We start from the raw sequence: 22,313 nt of genomic DNA, 5'->3' as shown, positions 1-22,313 counted from the left end.
CCCAGTTAACTCATGACGTGAGCTAAGTCATGAGTGAACCACGAGAGCCGAGGGAAGGTCCATGCGAAGAACCGCCCTGCTCGCCTCCGCCGCACTCCTCACCGGTCTGCTCCCCTGGGCGACCGCGCGAGCCGCGGACGACCCCCCACCCACGCCCGTCGACCGCTTCGAGGGAGAGGTCCCCTTCGCCTCCCAGCCCGCGGAGGGCATCTTCACCTGGGGGAGCGACGCCGACGACCCGCCGGCCCTGCGGTTCGCCGCCCGCGCCGACGCCCCCGAGGGCGGCAAGGTCCTCGGCGGCACCTACGACATCAGCGGCTACGGCGGCTTCACCCACGACTTCGCCGCCGGCGAACCCGCCCACGACTGGTCGGCCCACGAGGGCGTCCGCTTCTGGTGGGACGGCCACGACAGCGGCGGGAAGATCGCCTTCGAGATCAAGGACGGCGGCGCGAACGGCGAGGCCTCCGAACTCTGGACGGCCGCCTTCACCGACGACTTCACCGGCTGGAAGCAGATCCGGATCCCGTTCGCCGACTTCGCCTACCGCACCGACTACCAGCCCGTCGGCGGCATCGACCACGTCCTCGGCCTCAAGGAGATGTGGGGTTACGCCGTCACGCTCCCGGTCGGGGTCAGGGGCGACTTCGCCATGGACGGCGTGGAGCTGTACGGCCGGGCCGACCAGTCGCTGCGCGCCTCCGTCACCACCGACGCGGCCGTCCATCCGGTCCGGGAGGGCGCCACGGCACAGGTGAAGGTCGTCCTGGCCACCACCGGCTCCGCACCCGTCGAGGAGCCGGTGACCGTGCACTACGAGACGGGCGGCGGCACCGCCGAGCCCGGTAGGGACTACACGCCCGTCTCCGGCACCCTGACCTTCCCGGCCGGCTCGGCCTCCGGTACCGCGCGGACCGTCGCGGTGCCCACCCGCCGGGACAAGGCCGCCGAACCCGCCGAGACGGTACCGCTGAAGCTGACGGTGACCGGCGCCAAGGCCCCCGCCGAGACCCCGCAGGTCGTCATCGACGCGCACGGACTGCCGTACCTGGACACGAAGTTGCCGGTGCGCGAGCGCGTCGCGGACCTGCTCTCCCGCATGAACCTGGCGGAGAAGGCCGGGCAGATGACCCAGGCCGAGCGGGGCGCCGTGGGCGCCGGGAGTGACATCGCCGCCTACGGCCTGGGCTCGCTGCTCTCCGGCGGCGGCTCCACCCCCACGCCCAACACCCCGGCGGCCTGGGCGAAGATGATCGACGGCTTCCAGCTCCGCGCGCAGGCGACCCGCTTCCAGATCCCGCTGGTCTACGGCGTCGACGCGGTCCACGGCCACAACAACCTGGCCGGCGCCACGATCATGCCGCACAACATCGGCATCGGCGCGAGCCGCGACCCACAACTCGCCGAGGAAACCGGGTCGGTGACGGCGGCCGAGGTCCGCGCCACCGGTATCCCCTGGGACTTCGCACCCTGTCTGTGCGTCACCCGTGACGAACGCTGGGGCCGTTCCTACGAGTCCTTCGGCGAGGACCCCGCCCTCGTGGAGTCCATGGAGACGATGGTCCAGGGACTCCAGGGACGGGCCGACGGCCGGGACCTGAAGCGCGACGACAAGGTGCTCGCCACCGCCAAGCACTTCGTCGGCGACGGCGGCACCGCCTACGGCTCCTCCACCACCGGCACCTACACCATCGACCAGGGCGTCACCACGGTCACCCGGCAGCAGCTGGCGGACATCCACCTGGCGCCGTACCGGACCGCCGTCCGGCGCGGGATCGGCACGGTCATGCCGTCGTACTCCTCCCTCGACATCACCGGCGACGGCAGGGGCGCGGTGAAGATGCACGCCCGCGGCGACATGATCAACGGCGAGCTGAAGGGCCGGATGGGCTTCGGCGGCTTCGTCATCAGCGACTGGAACGCCATCGACCAGCTCCCCGGCGACTACGCCGCCCACGTGCGCACGGCCGTGAACGCGGGCGTCGACATGATGATGGTGCCCTACGGCTACAAGGACTTCGCCGGCGCGCTCGTCGACGAGGTGAAGGCGGGCCGGGTGAGCGGGCGGCGGATCGACGACGCCGTCTCCCGCATCCTCACCGAGAAGTTCGCGCTGGGCCTCTTCGAGCACCCCTACGCCGACACCTCCGGTGCCGCCGCCATCGGCTCCCCGGCCCACCGGGCGGTCGCCCGCAAGGCCGCCGCCGAGTCGCAGGTGCTGCTGAAGAACGACGGGAACGTCCTGCCGTTGAGGAAGAGCCAGAAGGTCTACGTCGCCGGCTCCAACGCCGACGACCTCGGCAACCAGACCGGCGGCTGGACGCTCACCTGGCAGGGCTCCTCCGGGAACGGCACCTCCGGCACCACCATCCTCCAGGGCCTGCGCCGGGCCGGCGGCGACGTCACCTACTCCAGGGACGCCTCGGCCCCGACCGGCGGATACGACGTCGGTGTGGTCGTCGTCGGCGAGACCCCGTACGCCGAGGGCGTGGGAGACGTCGGCAACGGCCACGACCTGGAGCTGTCCGCGGCCGACAAGGCCGCCGTGGACAGGGTGTGCGCGGCCATGAAGTGCGCGGTGCTCATCGTCTCCGGCCGCCCGCAGCTCGTCGGCGACCGGCTGGCCGGCATCGACGCACTGGTGGCCTCCTGGCTGCCCGGCACCGAGGGCGACGGCGTCGCCGACGTCCTCTACGGCGCGCGCCCCTTCACCGGACAGCTCCCCGTCACCTGGCCCCGGTCCGGGGCGCAGCTCCCGATCAACGTCGGCGACGCCTCGTACGACCCGCAGTTCCCCTACGGCTGGGGTCTGACCACCCGCACCTCGGTCCCGAAGGGCGGTGCGGCGACGCTCCGGGTGCTCGCCGCCGCGGCGGCGACGGCCGAGCGGGCGCACGCCGGCCGGACCGGACGCGAGCTGGTGACCAGGGCACGGCTGCTCGTCCAGGAGGAGGCGGCCGGCCATCTGACCGAGGCGGTGGCGAAGCCGTTCGCCGACGCCGACCACCTGCTGCTGACCGGCCGGTACGGAAAGGCGGTGGAGAAGCTGGCGGAGGCCTACCGGGCCGCATAGCCCGCTCGGCCGTTCCGCTTGTATGACCAGTTCTGGGAGGCTTCGGGTAGGTTCGAAGCATGAAGGCCGTCCTGCGGACCCGAAGCCTCCCGGCCCTGCTCCTCGCCGCCCTCGTCCTGCTGCTGGCGAGCACGTTCGCGCCCCGCGCGAGCGCGGACACCAGCGTCTCGGCGATCGCCCGGGCGCTGCGCCAGAGTCCGGTCTACGTGGACCCTGCGGCGTCGGCCCAGTTGCCGAAGGCGGACGCCGACGCGCTGGCGAAGCAGATCAAGGGCGCGGACAAACCCCTGTTCCTCGCGGTCCTGCCGGCCGGCTATCCCACGGCGGACCTCTTCACCGACCTGCGGGCCGCGACCGGCGTCACCGGCCTCTACGGCATCCGCCTCGGCGACCGCTTCGACGCCCGCGCCGACTCCTCCGTGATGTCGGCGACGGCCCGGCGGAACCTGGTGGCCAGTGTCCAGGGCGAGGACGCCAAGGCCCAGCTGGCCGACTTCACCGACCGCGCCCTGGCCAACATGGGCGGCCACGCCCCGAAGAGCTGGGGCACCTCGTCCGGCTCGGACGGCGGCGGTGCGTCCGGTGCTGCGCTGATCACGGCGGGCGCGGTGCTGGTGGCGGGCGGCGTGGGCGCGTACGCGCTGGTCCGCCGCAACCGCCGGCGGCGCGAGGAGGAGCAGCGGGCCGCCCTCGACCGTCTGCGGGTCGTCGTGGACGAGGACATCACCGCCTTCGGCGAGGAGCTCGACCGGCTGGACTTCAGCCCCTCGGAACCGGGCGCCGACGACGCGATGCGCGACGACTACGCGCGGGCCCTGGACGCCTACGAGACGGCGAAGCAGCGCATGGCCGAGGCGCACAAGCCGGAGGACGTGCGCACGGTCACCGAGGCGCTGGAGGACGGCCGCTTCTCGCTGGCCCGGCTGGCCGCCCGCCGTGAGAGCCGCGAGCTTCCGGAGCGCCGGCCGCCCTGCTTCTTCGACCCCCGGCACGGGCCCTCGGTCGCCGACGCCACCTGGACCCCGCCCGGCGGGGCCGAACGGCGGGTCCCGGTCTGCGCGGCCGACGCGACCCGGCTGGCCGACGGCCGTGACCCGGTGATCCGCGAGGTCGACACGGACTACGGCCGCCGGCCCTACTGGGACGCCGGACCGGCCTACGGCCCCTGGGCGGGCGGCTACTTCGGCGGCGGCATCCTTCCCGGCCTCCTCGTCGGCACCCTGCTCGGCAGCGTCATGGCCGCTCCGTCCTACGCGGCCGGCTACGGCACCGGGTACGGGGACTTCGGCGGCGGCGACTACGGCGGGGACTTCGGCGGCGGCTACGAGGGCGGTGACGTGTCCGGCACCGACTTCGACGCCGGTGACTTCGGCGGCGGCTTCGGCGACGGCGGGGGAGGCGGCGACTTCGGGGGCGGCGGAGGCGGCGGCGACTTCGGCGGCGGCTTCTGACCGGAGGGGCGGAAACCGAGTGCCCGCCTCCCCGGTTCCGGGGGGCGGGCGCGCTCGTGGTGCGTCCGGCGGGGCGCCGGAGGGGTCACGCGTTCTTGATCGCGGAGATGTCGAAGTTCAGCTTGATCTTGTCGGAGACGAGGACACCGCCGGTCTCCAGGGCCGCGTTCCAGGTCAGGCCCCACTCGGAGCGCAGGATCTCGGTCTTGCCCTCGAAGCCGACGCGCTCGTTGCCGAAGGGGTCGGTCGCGGCGCCGTTGAACTCCAGGTCGATGCTGATCGACTTGGTCACGCCGAGGAGGGAGAGGTCGCCGGTGATGCGGTAGTCGTCCCCGCCCAGGGACTCGGCCTTGGTGGAGCGGAAGGTCATCGCCGGGTACTCGTCGATCTTGAAGAAGTCGGACGACTTCAGGTGACCGTCACGGTCGGCGTTGCCGGTGTCGATGCTGTCCATCGTGATGTCCAGCGTGGCGGTGGACCGGGTGGGGTCGGCGCCGTCCAGGTGCAGCGTGCCGGTGAAGTCGTGGAAGGCGCCCTTGACGTTGGTGACCATGGCGTGGCGCGCCACGAAACCGATCGTGGTGTGCGCCGGGTCGATCGTGTAGTCGCCGGTGAGCGCGGTGAGGTCGGGGCCCGCGGCGGCCGGGGCCGCGGTCGTCTCCGGGGTGCTGTCCTTGCGGCTGAAGATGCCCATGATGGTGCTCCTCGCTAGTTCTGTTCAACGTTCAACTAACTTGCGTCTCCGACGATAGACCCATCCTGTTCAGTTTTCAACATCATCCGGAGTGTGTCTTCATGGTCGCACCGAGTGATGATGCCCGCCCTCTTTCGGACGCGCGTAGAACTCGGGCACCATCTGCATGCACCACCTGCACAGCCGACCTCACCGGAAGCACGGCCCACCGCAGGAAGGTCCCCATGAAGCCCTTGAAGGTCCGCTCCCTTCTGACCGCGCTCGCCCTGGTCGTCGCCCCGGGCGTCGCCGTCGTCGGCACCGCCACCGACGCCTTCGCCGTCACCAAGATCAGCCAGGCCACCGCCGAGTCGATGTTCCGCCAGGTCGGCATCACCTGGTCGTCCTCCGGCAACTGCACCAACCGGAACAACTCCACCTGCACGTCCTTCGACCAGCTCAATCTCGCCACCGCGCAGGGCGCCCAGACCCTCAAGCGGGCGAGCGGCTGCGCCCTGAACATCACCGGCGGCACGGAGACCGGCCACGCCTCCGGCACGTACTCCCACTGGAACGGCTACAAGCTCGACTACGGCAAGAACACCTGCGTGACCTCGTACATCAAGAACAACTTCACCTACATCGGCCTGCGCGGCGACGGCGCCCCGCAGTACCGGTCCGGTTCCGGCAACATCTACGCCGACGAGGGCAACCACTGGGACGTCCTCTACTACAACTGCGGCGGCTGCTGAGCCGTACGAGAGGGCGGTGGCCGGTCCATGGGCATGACCCGTCGTGCGCTGCTGCTGGCCGCCGCCCTGCTCCCGGTCACCGCGCCCGCCGCCCGCGCGGCCGACGACCCCCACGACCTGCTGCGCCGCCGCTGGCTGGCTCTCACCCTGGGGACGGGATACGACCCGGCCGCCGAGCCGTACGCCTCCCAGCTGGCCCGACTCGGCGCCCTGGCACGGGACTTCGGCGCCACCATGGCCCCGGCGCCCGCCTCTCTCTGGCCCGGTCACCCCTTCGACCCGCCGGCCGGCATCACCTTCACCCTCGGCCGGCTGTGGACCATGACCCAGGCCCATGTCCAGCCCGGCACCGGCAGCACCGGCGACCCCGGCCTCCTCGCCGCCGTGCTGCGCGGCCTCGACCACCTCCTGGCCACCGTCTACCACCCCGGGACCGTCCCCTACGGCAACTGGTGGGAGTGGCGGATCGGCAGCCCCCGCCTGCTCATGGACATCACGGCCGCCCTCTACGAACAGCTCGGCGCGGTACGGGTCGCGGCGGCATGCGCGGCCGTCGGCCACTTCGTCCCGGACGCGCTGCTCACCGACTGCTCCGGCGTCTCCACCGGTGCCAACCGCGTCGACCTGTGCCGCTGCGCCGCCCTGCACGGCGTCCTCGGGCGGGACGCCGGCCGCGTCTCCCTGGCGCGGGACGCCCTTTCGCCGGTCTTCCGCCATGTCACCGGCGGCGACGGCCTGTACGCCGACGGCTCCTTCGTCCAGCACACCCGGGTCGCCTACTCGGGCACGTACGGCCAGGTCCTGCTCGACGGCCTGGCCCGGCTGTTGGCGCTGCTCGCCGGATCGCCCTGGCAGGTCACCGACCCGCTGCGGCGGAACGTCCTGGACAGCGTCGAGCACGCGTACGCGCCCCTGATCCACGACGGGCTGGTCATGGACTGCGTCAACGGCCGTGCCATCAGCCGGGGTTGCCTGCGCGACGACGACCTGCGGGTCATGCGCGGCGACCACTTCCACGGGCAGAACCTCATCGCCTCCGTCGCCCTCCTCGCGGGCGTCGCGGACGAGCCGGAACGCACCAGGTGGCACGGCCTGATCAAGGGATGGACGGAGCGGGACACGGTGACCCCGATCGCCGCCGCCCGGCAGCTCGGGGTCGCCGACCTCGCCCGACTGGACGCCGTCGCCCGCACCTGCGTCCCGGCGGCCCCGGAGCCCCTCGGGCACCGGCTCTTCCCGGCGATGGACCGCGCCGTCCACCGCGGACACCGGTTCACCGCCGCCCTTTCCATGGCCAGCGACCGCATCGCCCACTACGAGTGCGGCAACGGTGAGAACCCGCGCGGCTGGCACACCGGCTCCGGCATGCTTTCCTGGTGGCCGCGGGGACGCAGTGACCAGTACACCGACTGGTACTGGCCGACCGTCGACTGGTACCGGCTGCCCGGCACCACGGTGTCCACCAAGCGGCTCGCCGACCGCGCGGGCGGCGAGTGGGGCGCGCCCCGGCCGGAGGTCCGCTGGGTCGGCGGGACCACGGACGGCCGGTACGCGGCCGTGGGGCAGCACCTGAAGGGGCTCGGCTCCACCCTGGAGGCCCGCAAGTCCTGGTTCTTCCTCCCCGACGCGGTGGTCTGCCTCGGCGCCGGGATCAGCTGTGCCGATGGAGTCCCGGTGGAGACGGTCGTGGACAACCGCAACCTCGGCGAGAGCGGCACCCAGACCTTCGTACGCGGCCGGAACTGGGCCCATCTGGAGGAGCACGGCGGCTGGATCCTGCCGCGCGGGGGAGAGCTGCGCACCCTGCGCGAGGACCGCACCGGCGCCTGGGGCGACATCAACACCGCCGCCACGGACGAACGGCGGACCCGGCGCTGGCAGACCCTCTGGCTCGATCACGGCACCGACCCGGCCGCCGCCGGCTACCTCTACGTCCTGCTGCCCGGCGCCTCCCGGGCCGGGACCGCCGCCCGGGCCGCCGATCCGCACTGGCTGTCCGTCCTCGCCGACGACGACACCTGCCAGGCCGTCGCCGTACCCCGCCACGGCCTGACCGCGGCCACCTTCTGGCGAGCGGGTACGGTGGGGCGGCTGACCGTCTCGGCGGGAGCGGCCGTGCTCGTCGTGCGCCGGGGCCGGACGGCCACCCTGCACGTGAGCGAACCGCCCCGGACGGGCGAACCGCTGGAACTCGTCTGGGACCGTCCGGTGCGTGCCGTCGTCCGGGCCGACGACAGCGTGGTGGTCCTGTCGGCGGACCGCCGTCTGAGGGTCCGTGTCACTCCGGGGATGGCATGTTCCACCCACGAATGTGAGGTGGCTCTCAGGTGACGACTTTGTGGCACATCTACAACGCCGGTGCCCTCTGAGCAGTCGGAACGGCTGCACGGCGCTGTGGTTCTGTTCACTGGTACCAGGAAAACGGGCTGGAGACTGTACGGAGTCGACGGCTCGCTTTCCTTGGTGTCCTTCGTAAGGTCGCTACATGACCGTTTTGGAAGAGACGACGGGTGAGCCGACCGGCGAGCCGACGGACGCGCGCGGACGGGTCGCCGAGCTGCACGAGATTCGTGCCCAGGCAGTGGCGGGCCCCAGCGAGAAGGCGACCGAGGCGCAGCACGCCAAGGGCAAGCTGACGGCGCGGGAGCGGATCGAGCTGCTCCTCGACGCGGGGTCCTTCCAGGAGGTCGAGCAGCTGCGCCGACACCGGGCGACCGGATTCGGCCTGGAGGCGAAGAAGCCCTACAGCGACGGTGTCATCACCGGCTGGGGCACGGTCGAGGGCCGCACGGTCTTCGTCTACGCCCACGACTTCCGGATCTTCGGCGGCGCGCTGGGCGAGGCCCACGCCACCAAGATCCACAAGATCATGGACATGGCCATCGCGGCCGGCGCGCCGCTGGTCTCCCTCAACGACGGTGCGGGCGCCCGCATCCAGGAGGGCGTCAGCGCGCTCGCCGGCTACGGCGGCATCTTCCAGCGCAACACCAAGGCCTCGGGTGTCATCCCGCAGATCTCCGTGATGCTCGGTCCGTGCGCGGGCGGCGCGGCCTACAGCCCCGCCCTCACGGACTTCGTCTTCATGGTCCGTGAGACGTCCCAGATGTTCATCACGGGCCCGGACGTCGTCAAGGCGGTCACGGGCGAGGAGATCACCCAGAACGGCCTGGGCGGCGCCGACGTCCACGCGGAGACCTCCGGCGTCTGCCACTTCGCGTACGACGACGAGGAGACCTGCATCGCGGAGGTGCGCTACCTCCTCTCGCTGCTCCCGCAGAACAACCGCGAGAACCCGCCGCGGGCGGAGACGTCCGACGCCGTCGACCGCCGCGGCGACGTCCTGCTCGACCTGGTCCCGGCCGACGGCAACCGGCCGTACGACATGGCCAAGGTCATCGAGGAGATCGTCGACGACGGCGAGTACCTGGAGGTCCACGAGCGCTGGGCGCGCAACATCATCTGCGCCCTCGCCCGGCTGGACGGCCAGGTGGTGGGCATCATCGCCAACCAGCCGCAGGTCCTCGCCGGTGTCCTGGACATCGAGGCGAGTGAAAAAGCTGCGCGCTTTGTCCAGATGTGTGACGCTTTCAATATCCCGATCGTCACCTTCCTGGACGTGCCGGGGTTCCTCCCCGGCGTCGACCAGGAGCACGGCGGAATCATCCGCCACGGCGCGAAGCTGCTGTACGCCTACTGCAACGCGACCGTGCCGAGGATTTCGCTGATCCTGCGGAAGGCGTACGGAGGTGCCTACATCGTCATGGACTCCCAGTCGATCGGCGCCGACCTGACCTACGCCTGGCCGACGAACGAGATCGCCGTGATGGGCGCGGAGGGCGCCGCGAACGTCATCTTCCGGCGGCAGATCGCCGATGCCGAGGACCCCGAGGCCATGCGTCAGAAGATGGTCAAGGAGTACAAGGCCGAGCTGATGCACCCCTACTACGCGGCCGAGCGCGGCCTGGTCGACGACGTCATCGACCCCGCCGAGACGCGTGAGGTCCTGGCCAAGTCCCTGGCCATGCTCCAGACCAAGCACGCCGACCTGCCCTCCCGCAAGCACGGCAACCCCCCGCAGTAACCGAGCGGACCCGCCGCGGCAACCCCGCGGACCTCTCTCTCACGGAGACTGACACCCATGAGCACTGCTGACATCCGCGTCGAGAAGGGCCACGCCGAGCCCGAGGAAGTCGCCGCCATCACGGCCGTCCTCCTGGCCCGCGCCGCCGCCCGCACCGAGCCCTCGGCCCAGACCCACCGCGGCCGGCCCAAGGCCGGCTGGCGCCGCCTGGAGCGCGAGCCCGGCTTCCGCGCCCCGCACAGCTGGCGCTGACCCCTCCCGCGTGACCCGGCCCCGCCACTCCTTCGGGAGGGCGGGGCCGCGCTGTGTCCACCGCATGGGCCAACGGCGTACGACGAAGGGGCCCTTCCCGTCGGGAAGGGCCCCTTCGACAGCGCGGCGGCCTAGCGCAGGCGGGCCATCAGGGCGTGCTCGACCAGCGTGATCAGCGCCGACTTGGCGTCCGCGCGGTGACGGGCGTCGGTCGTGATGATCGGGGTGTCGGGGCCGATCTGCAGCGCCTCGCGCACCTCGTCCGGCTGGTAGGGCTGGTTGCCGTCGAAGCCGTTGAGGGCGATGACGAAGGGCAGGCCCGAGTTCTCGAAGTAGTCGACCGCGGGGAAGCAGTCGGCCAGGCGCCGGGTGTCGACCAGGACGATCGCGCCGATGGCGCCGCGGACCAGGTCGTCCCACATGAACCAGAAGCGGTCCTGGCCCGGGGTACCGAAGAGGTACAGGATCAGGTCCTGGTCGAGGGTGATACGGCCGAAGTCCATGGCCACCGTGGTGGTGGTCTTGTCCCCGGTGTGGGTCAGGTCGTCGATGCCGGCGGACGCGGACGTCATGACGGCCTCTGTGCGCAGCGGGTTGATCTCCGAGACGGCGCCGACGAACGTGGTCTTGCCCACGCCGAAGCCGCCCGCCACCACGATCTTCGCGGAGGTGGTGGAGCGGGAAGGACCGCCGCTAGAGCTTGCGAAGTCCACTGAGCACCCTTTCGAGCAGTGTCACGTCTGGCTGGCCACCGGCGTTCTCGTCGCCGCCGGGCTGATGGATGGCGACCAGGCCCGCCTCCGCCAAGTCGGCGACGAGGATCCTGGCCACGCCGAGGGGAATCGTGAGGAGGGCCGAGACCTCGGCCACCGACTTGATCTCCCGGCACAGGTTGCAGATCCGCTGATGCTCGGGCAGCTGGCCCTGCATCTGGTGCGGAGCGGCGGTGGTGTGCACCAGTGCCTCGATGGCGAGCTGGTAGCGCGGGCGGGTCCGGCCGCCGGTCATGGCGTACGGACGCACCAGGGGATTGTTGGACGCCGATGCCGGCGCCGGCTCGGGGCGGCGCTGCGGCTGCACCGGCTGGATCCGCGGCGCCGGCGGCTGGTCGTACGGCGACGGACCTGGGCCCTGCGGGGCGTACGGCTGCCGGTGGCTGGGTGCGGAGGGGAAGTTGTACCGGTTCGCCGAACCGTCGCCCTGGCCCTGGGCAGGGCCGTACGACCAATTACCCGAAGACGAACCGCCTGGGGGTGTTGCCACTTTCTCCTCCTCCGACTGCGCCGGGCGCCCAAAACTGTGGAGCCGCGTCCCGAAACCTTACGGCCCCGGGACGCGAATACGCACCGTCCGATTACTAGTTGAGAAGGCTTCCCTGGAGCTCCGCGCGGAGATCCGGGGTGAGAACCGTGCCCGCGCGGTCCACCAGAAGTGCCATCTCGTACCCGATGAGACCGATGTCCGCCTCTGGATGGGCCAGAACGGCGAGGGACGACCCGTCGGAAACGGACATGATGAAGAGGAATCCCCGCTCCATCTCCACAACCGTCTGGTTCACGCTGCCGCCCTCGAAGATGCGCGAGGCACCGGCAGTCAGCGAGGTCAGACCGGAGGCGACGGCCGCGAGCTGGTCGGCGCGGTCGCGGGGGAAGCCTTCGGACATCGCCAGAAGGAGTCCGTCGGCGGAGACCACCACCGTGTGGGACACCCCCGGGGTGTTGTCCACGAAGTTGGTGATCAACCAGTTCAGGTTCTGTGCCGCCTGGCTCATCGGGCTCACACTAACGCTCCTGGTTGTAGGTGCTGTCAGGACCGAAGCCCTGGCCGTTCGTATCACTGCCTGCGCTGCGTCCGCGCTGGACGCCCCTACGCAGGTTGCTCAGCCTGCCCCGGACGTCCTCCGGGGCGCGGGAGACCTGGGGGCCTCCCTGGGGGGTGGTCTCGGCGGCGCCCTCGACCAGATTGGCCTTGGGCACCCGCCGCGGCAGACCGGAGGCGGTGACCCCGCCCGCCTTCGGCTTGCGGAGCTGCGAGGCCTGCTGCCAGCGCGTGTCGTTCGCCGAACGCCAGCCGCTGTCGCCGTTCGTCGCCGGAACGTTGCCCGGCGCGGGAGACGGCGTCTCCTGCCGTACGTGCGCCTGGCCGTTCGCACCGGCCGCACCGTTGGAGCCGCTCGCCGCGGAACCGCGGCGGGGCAGCCCGGCGTCGGTCAGCTCGTGGGAGGCGGGAGAGGCCGTTCCCGGACGGTCGAAGCCTACGCGGTTCCGCTCACTCGCGTCACCGGCCTGCGGGGACTCCGGCTCCGGAGCGTACGGGGCCGGCCGGCCGTTGCGGTGGGCGTCCTGCTGGGGCCAGTCGTCCTGGTAGGACGGGGCCTCGTAGGAGCCGAAGCCGTCGGCCTCCTGGCCGCGCGCGGACCGCTGCTCCTCCTGAGAGGGCTCGGCGTACGCCGGGTCCGGGTAACCGCCGTTCGCGGAGTAGCCGTTGTTCTGCGGCAGACCGCCGTTCGGCGCGTAGTACTGCTCGTCGTACGGCTGCTCGTAGGACTCCTGGTACGCGGTGTGCTGCTGCTCCTCGTACGAAGCCTGCTGCTGCTCCTGGTACGGCTGCTCCGGGTAGCCGGTGCCGCCGCCGTCGTAGGGCTGCTGCGCCTGGAACCCGTCGCGGTACTCGGCGGCGGACTCCCCGGTCTCCTGCTGCGGCTGGCCCGGCATGCCGTGCGTCTGCGCCTCCAGCGCCGCGCGGCGCTCCTCACGCATCAGCGAGCGGCCGACGGGGTTCAGATCGCGGATGTCGTCGGGGACGTCCGTGTACTGGGTGTCGTCGAAGCCGAGTTCGGCGGCGGTGCGCATCGGCTGCACCTGGCTGAAGTTCTCGGCCTGGAACTGCTGCTCCGGGATGATCTGCGAGACCGTGAACTCCTCGCGCTCCAGGGTCTCGCCGCCACCGCCGTGCGTGATCGCGTCCGGCAGCATGACCAGGGAGGTCGTACCGGCCTGCTCGCCCGAGGGGCGCAGCTGGACCCGGACGCCGTGCCGGTCGGACAGCCGGCCGACCACGAACAGGCCCATGCGCTGGGAGATCGCGGCGTCCACGGTCGGCGGGTTGGCCAGCTTGTGGTTGATGTCCGCGAAGTCCTCGGCCGTCAGACCGATGCCCTTGTCGTGGATCTCGATCATGACGCGGCCGTCGGGGAGACGGGTCGCCGTGACGCGGACCTTGGTCTGCGGGGAGGAGAACGTGGTGGCGTTCTCCAGCAGCTCGGCGAGCAGGTGCACGAGGTCGGTGACCGCGCGGCCGTGGATCTCGGCCTCCGGCACGCCGGACAGCTCGATGCGCTCGTACTGCTCCACCTCGGAGGAGGCGGCACGCAGGACGTCGACCAGCGGGACCGGCTGGTCCCAGCGGCGGCCGGGCTCCTCGCCGGCGAGGACCAGGAGGTTCTCGCCGTTGCGGCGCATACGGGTGGCCAGGTGGTCCAGCTTGAAGAGGTTCTCCAGCTGGTCCGGGTCGGCCTCGTTGTTCTCCAGGTCGGTGATCAGGGTCAACTGGCCCTCGATCAGCGACTGGTTGCGGCGCGACAGGTTGGTGAAGATCGCGTTGATGTTGCCCCGCAGCAGGGCCTGCTCGGAGGCGAGCCGGACCGCCTCGCGGTGGACCTGGTCGAAGGCGCGGGCGACCTCGCCGATCTCGTCCTTGGTGTGGATCGGGATCGGGGCGACCCGGGTGTCGACCCGGCCGGGGTCGGTACGGGAGAGCTGGTCGACGAGCATCGGCAGACGCTGCTCGGCGATGCCGAAGGCGGCGTTGCGCAGCTGGCGCATCGACCGGCTCATCTGGCGGGCCACCAGACCGGCCAGGATGAAGGCGAACAGCAGGGCGATCACGACGACGGCACCGGTGATGAACGCCGAGGTCTTGGCGTCGTCGGCGATGGACGAGGCCTCGTTCACCGCGGTGTCGGCCATGTCCGACTCGATCTGGCGGTACGCCTTGTACTTCAGCGTGTTGACCGCCCACCAGTTGTCCAGGGTGATGCCCTTGGCCGCCAGCGCCTCACGGGTGAGCGTGGTGGTGTCCTGCATGGAGGCGAGACGGGTGACCATGCCGGTCGCGCCGGCCGGCGGCGGAACGTACCTGTCGTTGCCCGCCGCGGCCCTCTTGGCCAGGTCGGCGGCGTCGGACTTGACCTTGTTCTCGGCGTCGCTCAGCTTCTGCGCGTCGGCCTCGGTACCACCGCCGAGGTACTCCTCCCGGGCGATGCGCTCCAGGTAGGCGTACGAGGCCAGGGAGGTCCGCTGCGTGGCCAGGTTGCCGGCGTCCGGGCCCGGCTTGACCAGCAGGTGCGTACCGATCGACCGCTCCAGCGACAGGGCGGCCTTGGTCAGCGAGATGGCGTAGACGGTACGGCCGTAGGAGGTGATGTTGCCGGTGCCCAGACCGAGCTCGTTGGCGAACTCCATCAGGGGGTGGCTGATCCCGACGTAACCCTCTTCGGTGTCGACACCGATCATCTTGGAGGTGTACGCGGCGGCCCGCAGCTGCGCCAGTTTCGGCTCGACCTCGCGGAACAGCTTCAGCCGGCGCTGCAGACCCGAGTCGTCGGGCATGCTCTGCGCGGCCTGGTCGAAACCGTCGGCGGCCTGGTCCGTGGCCTTGCGGGCCGCGTCGATGGTCGCCTTGTCGGTGCTGGTCTTCTTGGCCTTCAGCAGCGGAGCCGCGGTGACGTCACGCTCGTTCTCGAGGGCGTCGGCGTAGGCGAGCGAGGCGCGCACCAGACGGGCGGTGCTCTCGGCGTCGCGGGCCTGCTGCCAGGTGTCGATCGAGGCCTTCACCTGGAAGCCGCCCATGACGAGACCGACCGCCACGGGTATGAGCAGGATCGCGTTCAGACGGGTGGGCACCCGCCAGTTGCGCGGTGAGAAGCGGCCGCCGCTCGACGCGGGAGTGGCCGCAGGCTCCGCACCCTGCACAGGGGTGGGCGCCGCAGCGCGCGGCGGCGGGGTGAAGTTGCCCCGCGCCGACGGCTCGGGACCGTTCTTGCTTCGCCTCACTCGACCAACAACCTCTCGGCGGTCGGCACCTTCGTCGTGCCGCAGTCTCTCAGAGCCCGTTTCGTCATCGACCACGCAGTACGTCGTTGACCATTGGGCAGTTCAGGCATTCCAGCACGTGGACCAGTGCACTTCCAAACAGTGGAAACCCGCGGAGCACGCTCTCGTAAGTCCCAGATAAAACGGTCATAAAGAACGAGCCCCGCCAAAAGGCGGGGCGTTTGTGAGCGCAGCGGCACCGCTCGACCGCGTCGCGTGGTGATACCGGGCGATTCCTCTGCCGAACTGTTATGAACACCGGAGCCGGCCGTGTCAAAGGCCACAGCCGGCTCCGGTTTCCTTACGGCAACTGCCGTAGCGCGCGTCGTACTTGAGTGCTAGCGCAGGCGGGCCATCAGGGCGTGCTCGACCAGCGTGATCAGCGCGCTCTTCGCGTCGGAGCGGTGACGGGCGTCGGTCGAGATGATCGGGGTGTCCGGCCCGATCTGCAGCGCCTCGCGCACCTCCTCCGGCTGGTAGGGCTGCTGGCCGTCGAAGCCGTTGAGGGCGACGACGAACGGCAGACCCGAGTTCTCGAAGTAGTCGACCGCGGGGAAGCAGTCGGCCAGGCGCCGGGTGTCCACGAGCACCACCGCGCCGATGGCACCGCGGACCAGGTCGTCCCACATGAACCAGAAGCGGTCCTGGCCCGGAGTACCGAAGAGGTACAGGATCAGGTCCTGGTCGAGGGTGATGCGGCCGAAGTCCATGGCCACCGTGGTGGTGGTCTTGTCCCCGGTGTGGGTGAGGTCGTCGATGCCGGCGGACGCGGACGTCATGACGGCCTCTGTGCGCAGCGGGTTGATCTCCGAGACGGCGCCGACGAACGTGGTCTTGCCCACGCCGAAGCCGCCCGCCACCACGATCTTCGCCGAGGTGGTGGCCCGGCCCGCGTCAGAGCTTGCGAAGTCCACTGAGCACCCTTTCGAGCAGCGTCACATCCGGAGCGCCGCCGTTGTTCTCGTCGCCACCCGGCTGGTGGATGGCGACCAGGCCGGCCTCGGCGAGGTCGGCCACCAGGATCCGGGCCACGCCGAGCGGCATCGCCAGCAGCGCGGAGACCTCCGCGACCGACTTGACCTCCCGGCACAGGTGGCAGATGCGCTGGTGCTCCGGGAGCAGGCCCATGAGCGCGGCCGGGTCGGCCGTGGTGCTGATCAGTGCCTCGATGGCGAGCTGGTAGCGCGGCCGGGTCCGGCCGCCCGTCATCGCATACGGCCGCACCAGCGGCTGGTCGCCCTCGTCCCCGTACGACTCCGCGTACGGATCATGATGGGCGGTGGGCGGGGTCATGAATCCTCCGGGCGGGACAGCAAGTCGGTCAGTCAAGCCGTCTGAGCGGGGCCGGTGGGGGGATTGTGGCGGCCGGACGGTGTTTTTGTGAGGTGGGTGGTGCCGGGGGAGGTCAGTGAAGCAGACTTCCCTGAAGTTCGGCGCGCAGATCCGGAGTGAGTACCGCACCCGCACGGTCGACGAGCAGTGCCATCTCGTAGCCGACGAGGCCGATGTCCGCCTCGGGATGGGCCAGGACCGCGAGGGACGACCCGTCCGAGATGGACATCAGGAAGAGGAAGCCGCGTTCCATCTCGACGACCGTCTGTGCCACGTCGCCGCCCTCGAAGATCCGGGACGCCCCGGCCGTCAGGGACGTCAACCCGGACGCGACGGCCGCCAGCTGGTCGGCGCGGTCCCGCGGGAAACCCTCGGACATCGCCAGCAGAAGGCCGTCGGCGGAGACCACCACCGTGTGGGACACCCCAGGGGTGTTGTCCACGAAGTTGGTGATCAACCAGTTCAGGTTCTGTGCCGCCTGGCTCATCGGACTCAACTAACGCTCCTGCTGGTGAGTGGGGCTCGGGAAGCTGCCGGTCTGGCCGCTGCCGGCCTGACGGCCCTGAGCGATGCCCCGACGAAGATTGGTCAGCCGTCCGCGCACGTCGTCAGGCGCACGCGAGACCTGCGGACCGGTTTGGTTCTGCTGCTGCTGGGCCGTACCCGGGACCAGGTTCGCCCGGGGGACCCTGCGCGGCAGACCGGAGGTGGTGATCCCGCCCGCGGCGGGCTGCCGGACGCGCTCTGCCTGCCGGACGAGTTCGTCGTTCGGCGAGGTGCGCCAGGAGCCGGTGCTGGGAGCCGGGCGCTGCGGAGCCGGGGCGGGTGCCTGCGACTGCTGCGGTGCCGGCGCCGGCGCGCCACCCTGCTGCTGACCGTGGAACCAGTTGGTCTCCAGCGTGTCGTACAGCGGGGTACGGCCGTCACCCGGACCGCTGGCCGGGGGCAGGGCCTCCGGCTCGTGGCGGACCGGACGCTGCTGGGCCGCCGGACGCGGGGCGGCGTAGTCGTCCCGGCCGGTCGGCTGCGGACGCTCGAACTGACCCGTGTTCTGCGGGTTCTGACGGCCCGGCAGGGCATGCTGCCCGCTGGAGCCGTTGTCGTAGCCGCCGTTGTAGGCCTGCGGGGCCGCGAACTGCCCCGTGCTCTGAGCGCCGTTGTTCTGCTGCCCGGGCGCCGACGTGCCGAACACGTCGGGGCGGACGAACGAACCGGAGCCCTGACCGTCGGCGGGCCGCGGGGCGAACGGGTCCTGGCCACCGGCGTCGGGACGCGCGTACCGGCCCGTGCTCTGCGGGTTGTCCGGACGGGCGAACTGCCCCGTGTTCTGCGGGCCGTTCATGCCGTTCAGCTCGGGGCGCGGGAACTCGCCCGTGGCGGCCGGCCCCGCGTCGACGCGCGGCATCTGCGAGGTGGAGCCGGGGCCCTGCCGGTCGTCCACGCGCGGCATGCGCGAGGTCTGCGCCGGGTCCTGCTCGTCGTGGCCGCGCGGGGCGTCCAGCGAGGCGCGGGACGGCGGGGCCTGGGTGCCGCCCCAGTCCGGGGTGCGCGACTGCGGTTCGCCGCCGGGCAGTTCGGCCCGCGGGCCGCCACGCGGCGGCAGCTGGGGCTGACGGCCCTGGTCCGAGGCGGGGGGACGCTGCTGGCCACGGCCGCCGAAGAGGTCCTGCTGCGATCCGCTCTGGTTCGGGGACTGCAGACCCTGCGGGACACCGGGTGCCTGGCCGCCGAAGCCGCCCGCACCGGAACCCGCGGGCATCGGCCGGCCGCCCTGCTGCGGGCCACCGGGGCCACCCTGCGGACCACGGGCTCCGCCCGGCGCACCGGGACGGCCGCCCTGGCCCGTGCCGGGCAGCGCGGCCCGGGGACCCTGCCCCGCGCCGACCTGGCCGCGCGGGCCGGAACCGGCACCGAGCAGACCGCCACCGGCCGGGCCGCCGCCGTTGCCGCCGTTCTGCCGTCGGGCCGCGGCCACACCGGCGGCGGCCTGCGCGGCGGCGGGGCCACCGGAGCCGATGGGAGCGCCGGGCTTGCCGCCCGCGGGCTTCTTGCCGCCCTGGGCGACGTCGACGGGGAGCATGACCAGCGCGGTCGTACCACCCGAGTCGGACGGGCGCAGCTGGATGCGGATGCCGTGGCGCTGGGACAGACGACCGACCACGAAGAGGCCCATGCGGCGGGAGACGGAGACGTCCACGGTGGGCGGCGAGGCGAGCCGCTCGTTGATCGCCGCGAGGTCCTCGGGGGAGAGGCCGATACCGGTGTCGTGGATCTCGATCAGCACGCGGCCGTCGGGCAGCGCGTGACCGGTGACCTTGACCTTGGTCTGCGGGGAGGAGAACGAGGTGGCGTTCTCCAGCAGCTCGGCGAGCAGGTGCACGAGGTCGTTGACCACGCGGCCGGCGACCTCGGTCGTCGGCACGGCGGCCAGTTCGATGCGCTCGTACTGCTCCACCTCGGACGCGGCGGCGCGGAGCACGTCGACCAGCGGGACCGGGCGGGTCCAGCGCCGGCCGGGCTCCTCACCCGCGAGGACGAGGAGGTTCTCACCGTTACGGCGCATGCGGGTCGCGAGGTGGTCGAGCTTGAACAGCGAGGACAGCTGGTCCGGGTCGGCCTCGCGGGACTCGAGCTCGGAGATCAGCGACAGCTGGCGCTGGATGAGGCCCTGGGAGCGGCGCGAGAGGTTGGTGAACATCGCGTTGACGTTGCCCCGCAGCAGGGCCTGCTCGGCGGCGAGTCGGACCGCCTCGCGGTGCACGTCGTCGAAGGCCGCGGCCACCTGGCCGATCTCGTCCCGGGAGTGCACACCGACCGACTCCACGGACGTGTCGACGTCCTGCGGGTCGGACTCGGAGAGCTGCTTGACCAGCTCGGGCAGACGGTCCTGGGCGACCTTGGTGGCGGTCTCCTGCAGGCGGCGCAGCGAGCGGATCATGGAGCGGGCCACGACGAACGCGCCGACGAGCGACACGCCGAGGACGATGAGGATCAGCGCACCGGAGATGATCGCCTCGCGCTCGGAGGCGTTGCGCAGCTCGCGGGCCTTCTGCTCCATGTCCTCGAGCAGCGTGTGCTCGATCTTCTTCATCTGCTCGATCTTGGTCGAGCTGGTGTCCACCCAGTCGCGGTACGAACGGGCGGGCAGCGACTCCAGGCCGTCGCGCGACTCGAAGGAGCGCTTGGCGTAGGTGTCGGCCGTCTTGATCGTCGGGTTGCCCTCGTCGATCGGCTTGAGGAGTTCCTCGGCGTTCTCGTCCGAGTAGATCTTGCGGAAGATCTGGAGCTCGGAGCCCTCGCTCTCGTAGGCCGACTGGCCGTAGAGGCGGTCGTTCTCGGAGAGGTGGCCCTTGCTGTCGGTCGTCGCGGGCAGTGCCGCGGCGATCGTGGCGCGCTGGATCGAGGCGTACTCCTTGGCGGTCGAGAAGGCCGCCAGGGCGCGGGTGCGCGAGATCATCTCGGGGTTGCTGGACGCCTCGGCCATGTCCTGGGACAGGCCGATCAGCTGGGTGATGAGCCGGTGGTAGGACTCGACCGTCTGGGTCGCGTTGTCCTTCGACTGGTAGGCGTGCTGGCGGATCTTGGAGAGGTCGTCCAGCTGGTTGGCGAGACCGACGAGGGTGTCGCGGACGCCCTGGAGGTTGCCGTCCTTGCTCGCCGCGTCGATCTCCTCGGACGCGTTGAGGAAGTTCTCGCGGGCCCGGTCGGTCTTCTCCTGGAGGCCCTTGACCGTGAAGTCGTTCGCGCCGCCGTGGGCCAGGGGGCCGGCCGACTGGTCGCGCTCGTCCTGGAGCTGCATGGCCAGCTCGGTGGCCTGCTTGGTCATCTCCGTCAGCAGCTTCATGTTGTCGAGCTGCTGGATGTCGTCCATGGACTGGTTGATGCGCAGCGCGCCCAGCGAGGTCGCCGCGACCACGGGCAGCGCGAGCAGCGACACCAGACGCGTCGAGATGCGCCAGTTGCGCAGCGCCACCCGCGTGCCGGGGCCGGTCGGGCCCTGAGCGGGCTTCGCCTTCGGCGTGTTGTTCCCGGGACCCGCCGGCTTGGCCGAGGCCGACGCGGTCGACGCGCCGGGACGCCCGGAGCGCTCACCGCCGTCGCCGGACGGACCCGGGTTCTGGGCGTGCTGGGGCGAGGCGCTGCCCTTCATGGGGCCAGTCCCGTCGCGCGGCTCCGGCTCCGCCGAAGCGCTGCCATCCCTCTTGAAACGTCCCTGCACTAGCGTCGCAACCTCTGGACCAGGCACCCCTCCGCGCGAACGGAGGGACACGGTGTCGGCGTCTGGAGAGCGCCCTGAATACGCCCTCCGGGTGGTCTTGAGTGACCGGCGCTGGTTCCCCCCTGTCCCACCGCCACCCGGCGCTGCGTCGCGCCCCGTGCGCCGGCTCGATCCCGCGGCGGTCCGTGGAATTCCAGCACAGTGCAGGATCTCCAACAAGAGCCGTGTCCCGAGCTGTGACCTCCGTGACGGCGTGTGAGTGACGCACTACGAGCCGTGGAGGGTGATTCGGTACGAACCGGACGTACACCTGCGAGTCGTCGCTCGGTGTCACGTGTCCCAGTCGACATGATCAGGAGCGGAATGATGGCTTCAGGGGCGCAATGTCCGTTTCGCAGGCCCGAGTTGCCGGCCGGAATTGACCGATTTGCCCGCGAGGTCGTGAGCAAACTCACACGCGGATCATGGGCAGTTGCCCATCTGGGCGGGGAATTCGATGTTTAGCCTGACGCTTTACAAGAGCGACGGCTCTGCCAACAACGGTGAGGACGACGACGATGTTCCGCAACATAGCCAACCCGCGACGCACGACCCTGGCGCACCTCGACGACGCCGGTGCCATGCAGACGCCCGAGCTGCCGGAACACTCCGTCGACCTGCCCACGCAGACGGCCAACCCCCGGCGCACCGTCCTGATGGACGTGCCGGTCGGCGCGGGAGTCGCGGCCGGCGAGTAGCCGACCGGACGCTACGCCATTCGGGCACCGGCCCGCCGAGCGCGGCCCGGAGGATCACGCAGCCGCGACGATCCTCCGGGCCGCGCTCGGTTTTTCCGCACGCCGCGCCCCGAGCCGCCGCACCGCCCCCAGGCGCGAGGCACTCCCACCGGGCGCCGCCCCGCCCCGGGACTGCGGCTTTCCGTGCTTTTCCGCGTCGCTTCCGGGGGCGCTTTCCGAAGACCGCGGGCCCGTCCGGGCCGACTTACGATTGCGTCCCGGACGGCTCCGGCAGCGGCTGAAATCCACGGCGTTCCGCACCGGCCGCACGGGAAATCCCGGGCCGGCCGCATCGGGCGGCAAGAGGCGCCGAAACCCCTCGTGTGCCGCCCGGGCCGGATTCCGCCGCACGCAGGTGACGACCGCGTGAGCCGGGCCGTCGCGCCGTACACCGCGACGGGGAGCCGGAGGAGTGAGAGGGGAGCGGGAGTTCCTCCCGGGGTGATCGCAAAGCCGGATCACGGCCGTGCCGGCAGGCATTCCGGCCGGAGATCATCCGCAGAGCCCTGGAATTCGGAATTCCGTCGCACCGCTCACGGACCCCGTAAAACACCTGACCGGCGGCCGTACCGACCGAACACCGGGTCGCCCGACCGGTTAACCTGGGGCGT

The 22,313-nt window shown here is 71.3% G+C and carries 16 protein-coding genes; 7 read left to right on the top strand and 9 right to left on the bottom strand.

Annotated elements, in window-relative coordinates:
- Positions 1-61: 61 nt before the first annotated feature.
- Both ACF08B_RS28065 and ACF08B_RS28060 read left to right on the top strand, forming a co-directional pair.
- A complete protein-coding gene (locus ACF08B_RS28065) occupies positions 62-3,073 on the top strand; it encodes a glycoside hydrolase family 3 N-terminal domain-containing protein (protein ID WP_392319932.1) in 3,012 nt (1,003 codons plus the stop codon).
- 59 nt (positions 3,074-3,132) lie between these two features.
- Positions 3,133-4,524, top strand: coding sequence for a hypothetical protein (locus ACF08B_RS28060; RefSeq protein ID WP_392319931.1), 1,392 nt, complete (start codon positions 3,133-3,135; stop codon positions 4,522-4,524).
- Positions 4,525-4,609: 85 nt separating this feature from the next.
- Here the strand turns inward: ACF08B_RS28060 and ACF08B_RS28055 are convergent, their stop codons facing one another.
- Positions 4,610-5,218, bottom strand: coding sequence for a YceI family protein (locus ACF08B_RS28055; RefSeq protein ID WP_392319930.1), 609 nt, complete (start codon positions 5,216-5,218; stop codon positions 4,610-4,612).
- Between the two features lie 224 nt (positions 5,219-5,442).
- On the opposite strand from ACF08B_RS28055, the gene ACF08B_RS28050 reads away from it, so the two are divergent.
- From ACF08B_RS28050 to ACF08B_RS28035, 4 genes are all read left to right on the top strand, one after another.
- Entirely contained in the window at positions 5,443-5,949 is a 507-nt protein-coding gene (locus ACF08B_RS28050) for a hypothetical protein (RefSeq protein ID WP_392319929.1), read from the top strand.
- Positions 5,950-5,976: 27 nt separating this feature from the next.
- Positions 5,977-8,280: a polysaccharide lyase 8 family protein gene (locus ACF08B_RS28045; RefSeq protein WP_392319928.1), complete on the top strand. Its 2,304-nt coding sequence runs from the start codon at positions 5,977-5,979 to the stop codon at positions 8,278-8,280.
- 154 nt (positions 8,281-8,434) lie between these two features.
- Entirely contained in the window at positions 8,435-10,030 is a 1,596-nt protein-coding gene (locus ACF08B_RS28040; protein ID WP_392319927.1) for an acyl-CoA carboxylase subunit beta, read from the top strand.
- A gap of 57 nt (positions 10,031-10,087) precedes the next feature.
- Positions 10,088-10,282, top strand: a complete 195-nt coding sequence (locus ACF08B_RS28035; RefSeq protein ID WP_073889858.1) for an acyl-CoA carboxylase subunit epsilon — start codon at positions 10,088-10,090, stop codon at positions 10,280-10,282.
- Between the two features lie 131 nt (positions 10,283-10,413).
- On the opposite strand, the gene ACF08B_RS28030 is transcribed toward ACF08B_RS28035, so the two are convergent.
- The 8 genes from ACF08B_RS28030 to ACF08B_RS27995 all read right to left on the bottom strand — a co-directional run bounded on the left by ACF08B_RS28030 (position 10,414) and on the right by ACF08B_RS27995 (position 20,926).
- A complete protein-coding gene (locus ACF08B_RS28030) occupies positions 10,414-10,995 on the bottom strand; it encodes an ATP/GTP-binding protein (RefSeq protein WP_071369867.1) in 582 nt (193 codons plus the stop codon).
- Positions 10,976-11,545, bottom strand: a complete 570-nt coding sequence (locus ACF08B_RS28025; RefSeq protein WP_073889862.1) for a DUF742 domain-containing protein — start codon at positions 11,543-11,545, stop codon at positions 10,976-10,978. Before ACF08B_RS28025 ends, ACF08B_RS28030 begins: the two co-directional genes overlap by 20 nt.
- Before the next feature lie 94 nt (positions 11,546-11,639).
- Positions 11,640-12,053, bottom strand: coding sequence for a roadblock/LC7 domain-containing protein (locus ACF08B_RS28020; protein ID WP_005479603.1), 414 nt, complete (start codon positions 12,051-12,053; stop codon positions 11,640-11,642).
- A 10-nt stretch (positions 12,054-12,063) separates the two neighbouring features.
- Complete coding sequence (locus tag ACF08B_RS28015; protein ID WP_392319926.1) at positions 12,064-15,336, bottom strand: nitrate- and nitrite sensing domain-containing protein; 3,273 nt, start codon at positions 15,334-15,336, stop codon at positions 12,064-12,066.
- A 377-nt stretch (positions 15,337-15,713) separates the two neighbouring features.
- A complete protein-coding gene (locus ACF08B_RS28010) occupies positions 15,714-16,289 on the bottom strand; it encodes an ATP/GTP-binding protein (protein ID WP_392319925.1) in 576 nt (191 codons plus the stop codon).
- Positions 16,270-16,668: a DUF742 domain-containing protein gene (locus ACF08B_RS28005; RefSeq protein WP_073889866.1), complete on the bottom strand. Its 399-nt coding sequence runs from the start codon at positions 16,666-16,668 to the stop codon at positions 16,270-16,272. The genes ACF08B_RS28010 and ACF08B_RS28005 overlap by 20 nt, the downstream gene beginning before the upstream one ends.
- 112 nt (positions 16,669-16,780) lie before the next feature.
- Complete coding sequence (locus ACF08B_RS28000; protein ID WP_055624380.1) at positions 16,781-17,194, bottom strand: roadblock/LC7 domain-containing protein; 414 nt, start codon at positions 17,192-17,194, stop codon at positions 16,781-16,783.
- Positions 17,195-17,203: 9 nt separating this feature from the next.
- Positions 17,204-20,926: a nitrate- and nitrite sensing domain-containing protein gene (locus ACF08B_RS27995; RefSeq protein WP_392319924.1), complete on the bottom strand. Its 3,723-nt coding sequence runs from the start codon at positions 20,924-20,926 to the stop codon at positions 17,204-17,206.
- A 542-nt stretch (positions 20,927-21,468) separates the two neighbouring features.
- On the opposite strand from ACF08B_RS27995, the gene ACF08B_RS27990 reads away from it, so the two are divergent.
- A complete protein-coding gene (locus tag ACF08B_RS27990; RefSeq protein WP_073889868.1) occupies positions 21,469-21,663 on the top strand; it encodes a hypothetical protein in 195 nt (64 codons plus the stop codon).
- Positions 21,664-22,313: the final 650 nt, after the last annotated feature.

Source organism: Streptomyces sp. NPDC015139, assembly GCF_043079785.1.
GTDB lineage: Bacteria > Actinomycetota > Actinomycetes > Streptomycetales > Streptomycetaceae > Streptomyces > Streptomyces albidocamelliae.
The sequence above is the reverse complement of the archived record's forward strand: the minus strand, read 5'-3'. Positions and strand labels throughout refer to the sequence as shown.